The organism is Streptomyces guryensis (assembly GCF_021261325.1).
Lineage (GTDB): Bacteria > Actinomycetota > Actinomycetes > Streptomycetales > Streptomycetaceae > Streptomyces > Streptomyces guryensis.
The window spans coordinates 232,934-245,011 of record NZ_JAJSBI010000007.1 but is presented as its reverse complement, the minus strand read 5'-3'; the positions used below and the strand labels follow the sequence as shown (position 1 = coordinate 245,011).

9 protein-coding genes are annotated in these 12,078 nt (G+C 72.4%); 3 read left to right on the top strand and 6 right to left on the bottom strand.

Going from position 1 to position 12,078, the window contains the following annotated elements; all coding sequences use genetic code 11:
- Positions 1-69 precede the first annotated feature (69 nt).
- The 4 genes from LJ657_RS16890 to ssd form a co-directional block, all read right to left on the bottom strand.
- Positions 70-858 (bottom strand): type II secretion system F family protein, encoded by a 789-nt coding sequence (locus LJ657_RS16890; protein ID WP_232649432.1) that lies wholly within the window; start codon positions 856-858, stop codon positions 70-72.
- On the bottom strand, positions 855-1,715 hold the full coding sequence (locus tag LJ657_RS16885) for a type II secretion system F family protein (protein ID WP_232649431.1): 861 nt from the start codon (positions 1,713-1,715) through the stop codon (positions 855-857). The genes LJ657_RS16890 and LJ657_RS16885 overlap by 4 nt, the downstream gene beginning before the upstream one ends.
- Entirely contained in the window at positions 1,708-2,901 is a 1,194-nt protein-coding gene (locus LJ657_RS16880) for a TadA family conjugal transfer-associated ATPase (RefSeq protein ID WP_232649556.1), read from the bottom strand. The genes LJ657_RS16885 and LJ657_RS16880 overlap by 8 nt, the downstream gene beginning before the upstream one ends.
- 239 nt (positions 2,902-3,140) lie before the next feature.
- Positions 3,141-4,244, bottom strand: coding sequence for a septum site-determining protein Ssd (gene ssd / locus LJ657_RS16875; protein WP_232649430.1), 1,104 nt, complete (start codon positions 4,242-4,244; stop codon positions 3,141-3,143).
- 582 nt (positions 4,245-4,826) lie between these two features.
- Here ssd and LJ657_RS16870 point away from each other — a divergent pair.
- Positions 4,827-5,672 carry an HAD family hydrolase gene (locus LJ657_RS16870; protein ID WP_232649429.1) on the top strand — a complete coding sequence of 282 codons (846 nt, stop codon included), beginning with the start codon at positions 4,827-4,829 and terminating at the stop codon, positions 5,670-5,672.
- Between the two features lie 380 nt (positions 5,673-6,052).
- On the opposite strand, the gene LJ657_RS16865 is transcribed toward LJ657_RS16870, so the two are convergent.
- Positions 6,053-6,877 carry a Fic family protein gene (locus tag LJ657_RS16865; protein ID WP_232649428.1) on the bottom strand — a complete coding sequence of 275 codons (825 nt, stop codon included), beginning with the start codon at positions 6,875-6,877 and terminating at the stop codon, positions 6,053-6,055.
- A gap of 101 nt (positions 6,878-6,978) precedes the next feature.
- Here LJ657_RS16865 and LJ657_RS16860 point away from each other — a divergent pair, with 101 nt between their 5' ends.
- Complete coding sequence (locus LJ657_RS16860; protein WP_232649427.1) at positions 6,979-7,959, top strand: ATP-binding protein; 981 nt, start codon at positions 6,979-6,981, stop codon at positions 7,957-7,959.
- Between the two features lie 3 nt (positions 7,960-7,962).
- Here the strand turns inward: LJ657_RS16860 and LJ657_RS16855 are convergent, their stop codons facing one another.
- Positions 7,963-9,234, bottom strand: coding sequence for a polysaccharide deacetylase family protein (locus LJ657_RS16855; RefSeq protein WP_232649426.1), 1,272 nt, complete (start codon positions 9,232-9,234; stop codon positions 7,963-7,965).
- A gap of 335 nt (positions 9,235-9,569) precedes the next feature.
- Here LJ657_RS16855 and LJ657_RS16850 point away from each other — a divergent pair, with 335 nt between their 5' ends.
- Positions 9,570-12,056: a SulP family inorganic anion transporter gene (locus LJ657_RS16850; RefSeq protein ID WP_232649425.1), complete on the top strand. Its 2,487-nt coding sequence runs from the start codon at positions 9,570-9,572 to the stop codon at positions 12,054-12,056.
- Positions 12,057-12,078: the final 22 nt, after the last annotated feature.

The window sequence follows — 12,078 nt, the reverse complement described above, 5'->3', positions numbered from 1 at the left end:
TGCTCGATGCCGGCTCATGGCCCGACGCCGGCTCGTTGTCGGCGTCCGAGCGCCCTCCGCCCCGCCCCGTCAGCCACCACCCCCTCCGAGCACCCCACCCGCGAGCCCGATCACCACGGGCAGTACGCCGACCGTGATGAACGCGGGCAGGAAACACAGGCCCACCGGCGCGGTGACCATGACGGCCGCCCGCCGGGCCCGTGCCGTCGCGGTGCGGGACCGGTCGGCGCGGACGTCCGCCGCCAGCCTCGCCACCGGGGCGGCGGCGGGGAGCCCGGACACGTCGGCCCGTTCCAGCAGCCGGGCGAGAGCTCCCGCGTCAGGCAGAGCGGCCAGCCGCCGCCAGGCCTCGGCCGGTTCACCGCCCAGCCGTACCTCGGCCGCACCCCGCGCCAACGCGTCCCCGACAGGGCCGCCCAGGGCCTCGCCCACGGCCTGCGCCGCGACCACCGGCCCGGCACCGGCGGCGATGCAGGCGGCCACGAGATCGGCTGACAGCGGTAGTTGACGGACCACCTCTCCCGGGTCGTACCCCTCCGCGCCGCTCCCGGCCGGCTGCCGTCCGCGCCACCTCCACAGCCCGCCCGCGACGAGCAGCCCCGCCACGACACCGGCGAGGCCACCGAGCAGTACCCACCCGGCGCACACCACCCCCGCCGCGGGCAGCCACCGCCGCGCCGCATCCCGTACCTCGAAGCGCGGTCGGGCCCGCATCGCCTCGACGTCGGCCACCAGCTCGGCCAGCCGCCGCCGCACTCTCCGCTCACGCCGTACGGTCTCCAACCGGCGCAGCAGCCACCCCAGGACGAGCAACATCCCCACGGCCGCCCCCAGCCTGTGGACAACTTCCGTGCTCACGCCGCCTCCGCTCGCCGCACGATCCGCATCGCCCACCACATCCCGAGGCCTTCCAGCAGACCGCCGACCAGCAGGCAGCAGAGCCCGGCTCCGGTGTGCAGCAGCACGTGCAGGGGGTCGGCCCCGAGGGCTGTTCCCAGGGCGAGGCCCAGGGCCGGCAGCCCCGCGAGCATCACCGCCGTGGACTTCGCTCCCGCCAGCTGCGCGCGCAGATCAGCGCGTTGGTCCCGCTCGGCCCGCAAGGCCGCTTCGAGGCGGTCGAGCCCGGCGGCGAGGCCCGCGCCCTGGTCCACGGCCACCCGCCAGCACGCGGCGAGGCCCAGCAGCCCCTCGGCGCCCGGTTCCCGTGCCGCCGTCGCGAGCGCACCCGGCACATCGCCGCCGAACCGTGCCGCCGCCAGCACGGCGGCCTGCGCACCCCCGAGCCCGCCGGAGTCCCGCGCGGCACGCGGCAGCGCCTGACCCGGCTGCCAGCCGGCCCGCACCTCCCCGGCTAGCGCCCCGCACAGCGCGATCACGGCGTCCCCGCGGCGCTCCCGGACCTTGCGGGCCTCACCGGCCAGCCGTACCCGCCGCAGCAACGGCACCCCGGCCGCCCCCGCGGCGACCGGCAGCACCGACGCACCCAGCACCGCCAGCACCACCCCGACGGCCAGCGCCCACCACTCGGGCCGCAGCCGCCCGCGGATCCGCAGCAGCCGGGCGGCGGCCTCCCGCCAGGCCGACGGTCCGGTGCTCACCACCCCGCCGCCCGCGAGCAACAGCTGCGCCCGCCGCGCCCCGGAGTGCCACCCGCCCATCAGCAGGGCCGCCGCACCGGCACACAGCACGGCCGCCCCCATCGCTGCCTCACCCATGACGTCCCCCTTCGAAGGACCCGCCGGACCCGCCGGACTCACCGGACTCACCGGACTCACCGTGGAGCAGCCCCCGCAGCCGCTCCCATCCGCGCTCGCGCACGAACGCCTCAGCGCCCCACCGCAGCGCCGGCACCGTGCGCACCAGCCCTGACGGATCCCGCTCCAGTACGTGCACCTCGGCAATCCGCCGCCGCCCGGACCGGTCCCGTACGAGGTGAATCACCACCGAGAGCGCCGCCGCCAACTGGCTGTGCAGCGCGGCCCGGTCGAGCCCCGCCGCCGTACCGAGCGCCTCCAGCCGGGCCGGCACGTCCGCGGCGGCATTGGCGTGGACGGTGCCGCACCCGCCTTCGTGGCCGGTGTTCAACGCGGCCAGCAGATGCACCACTTCGGGCCCGCGCACCTCGCCCACGACCAGCCGGTCGGGCCGCATCCGCAGCGCCTGCCGCACCAGGTCCTGGAGCGTGACGAGGCCGGCGCCCTCCTGGTTGGCGGGTCTGGTCTCCAGTCGAACGACGTGCGGATGGTCCGGCCGCAGCTCCGCCGAGTCCTCGGCGAGCACGATCCGCTCGGCGTGCCCGACCAGCCCCAGTAGCGCGCTCAGCAGGGTCGTCTTGCCACTGCCCGTCCCACCGCTGACCAGGAAGGACAGCCGCGCCCCGAGCAGCGCCCGCAGCACCCGGTCCCCTCCCGGCGGCACCGTGCCCGCCGCGACCAGCTCGCCGAGCGTGAACGCCCGGAGCCGTACGACGCGCAGCGACAGACAGGTGCAGCCGACGGCCACCGGCGGCAGCACCGCGTGCAGCCGCGTCCCGTCGGGCAGCCGGGCATCGGCCCAGGGCCGCGCGTCGTCGAGGCGCCGTCCGGCCACCGCGGCCAGGCGCTGCGCGAGACGTCGTACGGCAGCGGCGTCCGGGAAGAAGACCGACGTCAGCTCCAGTCCGCCGCCCCGGTCGACCCAGACCCGGTCCGGCGCCGACACCAGCACGTCGGTCACCGACGGATCGGCGAGCAGCGCTTCGAGCGGCCCGCTGCCGACCAGTTCGGACCTCAACTGCTCGGCCGCACCGAGGACTTCGGCGTCCCCCAGAACCCGCCCCTGCTCCCGCAGAGCCTGCGCCACGCGCGCGGGTGTCGGCTCGGCCCCGCTCTCGACCAGCCACTGCCGTACGCCGTCCAGCAGCCCGGAGGGCGTTTCTGGGGCGCCGTCCGCGGAGGCCGAATCGCCGCCCGGCCGCCGTTGCCCCGCCGAACGGGGGCGCGGCACATCGCCCGGCCGACCAGCCGTCTCCGAGGACACGCCCGGCCCGGCCCACGACGGCACGCGCGGCCCGTCGCCGCCCGGCCGCCACACCGCTGTCGAAGATCCTCGCACCGATGCGAGCACGGAGCTGCCCGCCTCTTCGCCTCCCGCATACGTGCTCACGCGCTCCTCGCCTCCGTCAGCGCCCGCTCCCAGAACTCCTTGCAGAAGCGCGCCAGGGGTCCGCGGCCGTCGGCGGCGGGCGGCGTCCGGCCCTCCCCCGGGCGCAGCAGCCCCGACTCCACGGGGAGCTCGCCGGCCAGGGGCAGTCCGAGCAGCCGGGCCACCTCGCGGTCGTCCAGTCCCGGCGCGTACGGCCCTCGTACCGCGACCCGCAGATCGCGCAGGACCATGCCGACGGCGGACGCCACCCGCCCGGCAGCAGCCACGGCGCGCAGTTCGCCGGGGGCGACCAGGAGGCCGAGATCGAGCTGGGCGAGGGCCTCTGCGACCCCGTCGTCGATGCGGCGCGGCAGGTCGACGACAACGGTGCCGCCCCGCCGTCTGGCCGCCGCGAGCACCGCCCGCACGGCCTGGGCCGGGACGGCGATGCGGTCGCCGCGGTCCCAGCTGAGCACCCGCAGGGAATGGAGCTGCGGCAGCGACTCCTCCAGGGCGCCGCCGCCGACCCGGCCGCGGGAGGCGGCGAAGGCGGGCCAGCGCAGTCCCGCAGCGCTCTCGCCGCCGAGCAGTACGTCGAGTCCGCCGCCGAGCGGATCGGCGTCCACGAGCAGGGTCCGCAGCCCCTCGCGTGCGGAGGTGACGGCGAGGGCGCACGCGAGCGTGGACGCCCCGGCCCCGCCGCGTCCCCCGATGACGCCCACCGTGAGGGCGGGCCGGCCCACGCCCTCGGCCACATCGGCGATGCGGTCGACCAGCCACTGTTCGCCGTCCGGCAGAACCAGGACGTGGTCGGCGCCGATCTCGACGGCCCGGCGCCAGACCCCGGAGTCGTCCTGGTCACGGCCGACCAGCACCACTCCTCGTCTGCGCGTGGCCCCGCGCACCCGCCGCGCGGCATCGTCGCCGACCAGGACGAGCGGTGCGGCCTCCCAGCCGCCCGCGCGCTCCGGCACCGAGTGGTGGACCTCGGGTGTCGCTCCCGCCGCGGCGCACAGGCGCAGCAGGTCGTCGAGCAGTTCGGCGTCCTCCGTGACGATCAGTGGTCCGGCCTGCCGCCCCGAGGCGGCGGGCGGCGGTTCATGTGTGACGGCTCCGGCCACGGTCTCCGTCCCCCTTCGCTGCATCTCTCGCGCAGCCCCTGCGGCCCCGCGATTCCCAAACGTGTGAAGAACCGGCAACCGGTCTCCCTATGAGCGGCCGATACGAACCGGCCAAACCCGCCCGGCAAACCGGAACCGGTCATGAACCCGGCGCGAGCGGGACGCGTTTGAATCACGGTGCAGCGATCCCGGAAACCGTGTGGATCATGGTCGATAACTGTGGACGAGACAGGGGTTGTGAATAACGCCGTCACCCATACCGGTGACCCCTGTGCCCACGCGTGCTCGACTTCCACAGAGCAGCCTGACGGCTACACACAGTGACGGATCACGGGCACGCGAATGAGGCGGCCGCAGCCGCCTCATGACGGCCGTACAGCCGCGCCGGGGAGAGGGAGAAGGGGAAAAACCCGTCCGGACATGCGACGACCCCCACCGGGGGGGAGAGTGGGGGTCGTCTCCACGGCCGACTCGGGGGGGGGAGGAGCCGGACCGGGTTAGCACGGTCGCGAACGATCCGTGACTTCCATGGTGTACCCGAGACCCTTCTCAGGCAAACCCACGCGCCCCACCTTACGCCGAATGGGCTGCGCCTATGCTCGGGGCGTGGAAAACCACTCCTTGCCCCGCACAGCGGCCTTCTTTGACCTGGACAAGACGGTCATTGCGAAGTCGAGCACGCTCACGTTCAGCAAGTCCTTCTACCAAGGCGGGCTGATCAACCGCAGGGCCGCCTTGCGTACCGCATATGCCCAGTTCGTCTTCCTCATCGGAGGCATGGACCACGACCAGATGGAGCGGACACGCGAGTACCTGTCCTCGCTCGTCCGCGGCTGGAACGTCCAGCAGGTCAAGGAGATCGTCGCCGAGACCCTGCACGACCTGATCGATCCGATCATCTACGACGAGGCCGCCTCCCTCATCGAGGAGCACCACACCGCCGGCCGCGACGTCGTCATCGTGTCGACGTCGGGCGCCGAGGTGGTGGAGCCCATCGGTGAACTGCTCGGCGCGGACCGCGTGGTGGCGACACGCATGGTGGTGGGCGAGGACGGCTGCTACACCGGCGAGGTGGAGTACTACGCGTATGGCCCGACGAAGGCCGAGGCGATCAAGGAACTGGCCCGGTCCGAGGGGTACGACCTCGACCGCTGCTACGCCTACAGCGACTCGGCGACCGATCTGCCGATGCTGCGGGAGGTCGGCCTTCCGCATGCCGTGAACCCGGACCGCGCGCTGCGCCGCGAGGCGCTCGCGCGCGGGTGGCCGATTCTCGATTTCCACCGGCCGGTCCGGCTCAAGCAGCGGATCCCGGCATTCTCCGTACCGCCCCGCCCGGCCCTCGTTGCGGCCGCGGCAATAGGCGCCGCGGCCGCCACTGCGGGTCTTGTCTGGTACGCCAGCCGACGGCGCGCGACGGTCGTCTGACCTGCCGATTCGGCGACACCAAGCCCCAGTTCGACATAGCGATGACCGTTTACATCCCTTTTGCTACCAAAAGTAAAGAAGTGCAGCTGGGGGTTCCGCTTGCTTCGGACCTGGAGTACAAAGGGGTTAACGGCCCGCGAGACCAAGGACATCCGAAAGGATCACCTTAATAACGCATTTGGCCACACGGACCGATGCATGAACATCGAGCACCCACGCGACGTCGACCCGTCGATTACGGGCCAGCCACACCAGGTGACGGGCAAAGTTCCCGACCTGATGGGCAATACATCGAGGACGCTTGGTAACCCGGTGAGCATGCCAGCGGCGGTACGAGTCCTCGTACCGCCGCAACCCTTTTCCGGAGCCTGTCGAGCTCCCTACGCCGCCCCGCGCTGCAGCGCCTCGCACACGGCCGTCGACTCGCGCACACCCAGCTCGACCGCCCTGCCGCAGTGGGCGATCCAAGCGGCCATGCCGTCCGGCGTGCCGGAGACGTAGCCCTCGAGCGCCGCCAGATAGGCCGCGCGCCCCAGCTCCGCGTGGCCGACCTCGGCCGGGCAGACGGACTTCGGGTCGAGGCCGCTGCCCACCAGGACGATGCGCTCGGCGGTGCGCGCGACCAGGCCGTTGCGGGACGCGAAGGGACGCAGTGCGAGAAGTTCGCCGTGGACGATGGCGGCCGTCACCAGGGCGGGCGCGGAACTGCCGGTGATGATCAGCTCCGACAGGCCCTCCAGCCGGCCGTGCACCTCGTCGGCGCCCGGCAGCGGCAGCTCGATCAGCGGCTCGTCGACGGGCTCGCCCGCCAGCCGCGGCCGTCCGACCTCGTCCCCGTTGGTGGCGGCGGCCACGAGGTGCAGCCGGGCGAGCACCCTCAGGGGCGACTGCCGCCAGACCGACAGCAGCTGGCCCGCCTCCGCGGTCAGCCTGAGGGCCGCGCCGACCACGCGCGCGTCGTCGTCACCGCTGAAGTCGGTACGCCGGCGCACCTCCTCCAGGGCCCAGTCGGCGCCGGACAGCGCCGCGGAACCGCGGGCGCCGCGCAGCGCCGCCTCGGAGGTGATCGCGTTGCTGCGGCGCCGCATGACCCGGTGCCCGTAGACCCGGTCCACGGCCTTGCGCACGGATTCCACGGACTCGGCCACCCCGGGCAGCGAGCCCAGGGCCGCGAGCGGATCGGCGTTAGCCCCTGTCGTACTCATGAGTACGACACTAGCCATCCCAGGGGCGTGCCCCACGATTGAGTGGTCTTCTTCACGCCCGTCTGCCACGTACAGCTATCGCCCGACTACCCTTCGTGAACATGAAAATTGCTTTCGTCGGGAAGGGCGGCAGCGGCAAGACGACCCTGTCCTCCCTGTTCATCCGTCATCTCGCAGCCGCCGGAGCGCCGGTCGTCGCGGTGGATGCGGACATCAACCAGCACCTGGGCGCCGCGCTGGGCCTCGACGAGGCGGAGGCCGCCGCGCTGCCGGCGATGGGCGACCGACTGCCGCTGATCAAGGACCATCTGCGCGGCAGCAACCCACGCATCACCTCCACCGAGACGATGATCAAGACCACTCCGCCCGGCGAGGGCTCGCGGCTGCTGCGGGTGTGCGAGGACAACCCGGTCTACGAGGCCTGTGCCCGGCCGGTGGAACTCGACGGCGGCGCCGTCCGTTTGATGGTCACCGGCCCCTTCACCGACGCCGATCTGGGGGTCGCCTGCTACCACTCCAAGACCGGAGCGGTGGAGCTGTGCCTGAACCACCTGGTGGACGGGCCCGGCGAGTACGTCGTGGTGGACATGACGGCGGGCTCGGACTCCTTCGCCTCCGGCATGTTCACCCGCTTCGACATCACGTTCCTCGTCGCCGAACCGACGCGGAAGGGGGTCTCCGTCTATCGCCAGTACAAGGAGTACGCCCGCGACTACGGCGTCGTCCTGAAGGTCGTCGGCAACAAGGTGCAGGGGCAGGACGACCTCGACTTCCTCCGCGCCGAGGTCGGGGACGACCTGCTGATGACCGTCGGGCACTCGGACTGGGTGCGCGCCATGGAGAAGGGCCGGCCGCCCCGGTTCGAGCTCCTGGAGGACGCCAACCGCCGCGCCCTGCGCGTTCTTCAGGTCGCCACGGACGCGACGTACGAGCTGCGCGACTGGGAGCGCTACACGCGGCAGATGGTGCACTTCCACCTGAAGAACGCGGCGACGTGGGGCGACGCCCGCACCGGGGCCGACCTGGCGGCGCAGGTCGACCCCGGATTCGTGCTCGGGGAAGGTGTCGCCGCCTCTGCCTGACGGTTACTGCTTGGCGGCCGGCGCCCCGGGTGCGCCCTTCGGGGCCGGGGCGGGGTGGCCCGACAGGAAGGACGCCCAGCCCTGCTTGGGGGCCTGGCCGACCTTCAGGGTGCGCAGCTTCGCCAGGGTCTGCGGGTCCTGGGCGTCCAGCCAGTCGGCCAGCTGGTGGAAGGACACGCAGCGCACGTCGGGCTTGTTGCAGACGCTCTCGACGACCTCGTCGACGGCCCGCATGTAGGTGCCGCCGTTCCAGGACTCGAAGTGGTTGCCGATGACCAGGGGCGCGCGGTTGCCCTGGTAGGCACGGCGGAAGCCCTTGAGCAGGCCGTCGCGCATCTGGTCGCCCCAGTAGTCGAACTTGTCGGGGTCGCCCTGGGTCTGCGTGCCGGACTGGTTGACCATGAAGTTGTAGTCCATGGTGAGCTGCTCGTAGGAGTGCCCCGGGAAGGGCACCAGCTGCATCGACAGGTCCCACAGCCCTTCCCTCTTCTTCGGCCAGACCTGGTCGTTGACCCCGCTGGTGTCATAGCGGAAGCCCAGCTTGCTCGCGGCCTTCACGAAGTTCTTCTGGCCCTCCAGACAGGGCGTGCGCGCGCCGATGAGTTCCTTGTCGTAGTCGAAGGGCAGTGGAGCCGCCTTCTCCATGCCGGAGTTGGTCTTCCAGCTCTTCACGAACTTCTTGGCCTGGGCGATCTCGCTCATCCACTGCGCGACCGACCACTCGCCGACCCCGCCGTTCTTCCCGCAGAAGTGGCCGTTGAAGTGGGTTCCGATCTCGTTGCCCTCCAGCCACGCCAGACGCAGCTGCTTCACGGTGTCGGCGATGCCCTGCTCGTCGTTGAAGCCGATGTCCGAGCTGCCCTCCGAGTGCTCCGGGGGCTTGTAGAGGTCGCGTTTCTCCTCCGGCAGCATGTACACGCCGCTGAGGAAGTACGTCATGGTCGCGTGGTTGGCCTTGGAGAGCTTGCGGAAGTGGGAGAACAGCTTCTGGCTGTCCTCGCCGGCGCCGTCCCAGGAGAAGACGACGAACTGCGGGGGCTTCTGGCCGGGCCGCAGACGCTCGGGTCTGGGCAGGTGCGGCTGGGCTCCGGTGTACGCGGTGGAGCCGTCGCCGATCAGGCGGACCGCGCTCCCGTGCGCATGGACCGGACGGACCTTCTGCGGACCGAGAGCACCTGTCTTGGAACCGTTGGAGCCGATCGCACAGCCGGCGACCCACGCGGCACAGGACGCGGTGATCACGACGCCCACGGCGATCCTCTGGGTGGCGGTCATGTTCCGCTCACCTTCTTCCTTCTCTCAGGCCAACGCCGATGAGGGCGTTTTCTGGTGGTATGCCGGGGCAGCCCGACAGCGCCGCCAAGGTCGCACGGGACTGAGTAGGAATTAGTACGACAAGCCGATGAAATGACCGCTTCACTCATTAGAGTGAGCTGATGCCCCATTTGCCAGGAAAGTCTATGCCTGGCCTTTACTCTGGATTACGATCCATTTACCGAGCGTTGATTCATCCCGCCGCTGCACGCCGTGACCCACGGCCGCGACCGACCCCCGCCCATCGACGGGGACGACCTGATCCGCGACCGCGCCGCCCGGAGGAGACGGGAAACATGTCAGCCTGCGCCCCCACCCGCGCCACCGACCCGAGCCGGTCCCAGTCCGGCCAACCCCACAGCCCACCGCCGAACCCGCGCCGCCGCTTCCACATCGCCGGCGCCGATCTGTCCGCCTCCGTCGCGGTCTTCCTGATCGCCCTCCCACTGTCCCTGGGCATCGCCCTCGCCACCGGCGCCCCGCTCCAGGCCGGCCTGGTGGCCGCCGGGGTCGGCGGGCTCGTCGCCGGCCGGATCGGCGGATGTCCGCTCCAGGTCAGCGGCCCCGCAGCGGGCCTCACGGTCGTCACCGCCGACCTCATCCACCGCTACGGCTGGCGTACGACCTGCGCCGTTACGGTCCTCGCCGGCCTCGCCCAACTGGGCCTGGGCTGCCTGCGTGTGGCGCGCACCGCGCTCGCCGTCAGCCCCGCCATCGTGCACGGCATGCTCGCCGGAATCGGCGTGACCATCGCCGTCGCCCAGCTGCACATCGTCCTCGGCGGCACCCCGCAGAGCTCCGTCCTCGCCAACATTCGGGCCCTGCCGGCCCAGTTGGCGAACCTGCACCCCGCCGCCGTGACCGTCAGCCTGCTGACCCTGGCCCTGCTGCTGCTCTGGCCTCGGACCCCCGGCCGGGCGGGACGCCTGCTGCGCAGGATCCCGGCCGCGCTCGTCGCCGTGGGGGGCGCCACCGCTGCCGCCACGTTCTCGGGGCTCGGCGTGCCCAAGGTCGACCTGCCGTCCTGGAGCAGCCACGCACTGGCCGGTCTTCCGGAGGGCCCGGCGCTCGGCCTGACCGCGGCCGTGCTGACCACCACGCTGGTGTGCAGCGTGCAGTCGCTGCTCGGCGCGGTCGCCGTGGACAAACTGGTGGCCGCGAGACCGGGCCTGACCGCCCGTGTCGGACGCGCCGACCTTGACCGCGAACTGCTCGGGCAGGGCGCCGCGAACATCGTCTCCGGCGCGCTCGGCGGACTGCCGGTCGCCGGTGTCGCCGTAAGAAGTTCGGCGAATGTGAACGCGGGAGCCGTGAGCCGGAACTCCACGATGCTGCACGGCGTTCTCGTAGTGTTCGCCGCGCTGCTGATGGTCCCGGCCCTGGAGCTCATCCCGCTCGCCTCGCTCGCCGCCCTGGTGATGGCCGTCGGCATCCGGATGGTGTCCCTGCACCACATCCGCACGGTGACCCGCCACCGAGAAGTGCTGGTGTACGCCATCACCACACTCGGCGTCGTGTTGCTCGGTGTCCTGGAGGGCGTGACCCTCGGGATCGCCGTGGCCGTCGCCGTCGCCATGAACCGCCTCGCCCGCACCCGCATCACCCACGAAGAGCAGGAAGGAGTCCATCACGTACACGTCCGGGGGCAGTTGACGTTCCTCGCGGTGCCACGGCTCAGCCGGACCCTGCATCTCGTTCCCCAGGGCGCCCACGCCGTCGTGGAGTTGGACGGGTCGTTCATGGACCACGCTGCGTACGAGTCACTGCAGGACTGGCAGAAGACGCACACCGCGCAGGGCGGCTCCGCCGAGGTGACCGGCCGCCGGACCGGTACCCGGCCCCCCACCGACCCCTTGCCGCTCACCGTGGAACACGGCGAGTCCTCCGTCGGCTGCCGCTGCCGTCCCTGGACGCCCTGGCGCAACCACCAGTGCGAACAGCCGCAGCCCGCACCGGACTCGGATGTCCCCGGCGCTCCCGGCGGGCCGACCGGCCCGAGCGGGACGAGCGGGTCGACCGGCCCGAGCGGGACGAGCGGGTCGACCGGCCCGAGCGGGACGAGCGGGTCGACCGGCCCGAGCGGGACGACCAAGCCCTACGGCCCCGGCGGCCCGAGCGGACACCAACTCGCGCGTGGCATCAGCGCGTTCCAGCGCAACACCGCACCGCTCGTCCGGGGCGAGCTGGCCCGGCTGGCCCGGGAGGGACAGCGGCCGTCCCAGCTCTTCCTCGCCTGCGCCGACTCACGGCTCGTCACCTCGATGATCACCTCCAGTGGCCCGGGCGATCTGTTCGTGGTGCGCAACGTGGGCAACCTGGTTCCGCTGCCGGGCGAGGAGAGCGGCGACGACTCGGTGGCGGCGGCGATCGAGTACGCGGTGGACGTGTTGAAGGTGCGGTCCATCACGGTGTGCGGGCACTCCGGGTGCGGGGCCATGCAGGCGCTGCTCGACGCCGAGCCCGGCGGCGCCCGGACACCGCTGAAGCGGTGGCTGCGGCACGGGCTGCCGAGCCTGGAGCGCCTGGCCGACGGGAGCCGGCCGTGGGCCCGGCTCGCGGGCCGGGCGCCGGCCGACGCGGTCGAGCAGCTCTGCCTGACCAATGTGGTCCAGCAGTTGGAGCACCTGCGCGCCCACGAGTCGGTGTCCCGGGCCCTGCGGGACGGCGCGCTGGAGCTACACGGGATGTACTTCCACGTCGGCGAGGCACAGGCGTATCTGCTCGCGGGGGCGGGCGGGGACGAGGTGTTCGACCACGTGGAGGCGGCAGACCGGTCCGCCTGACCGGCACCGGTCCACCACGGGT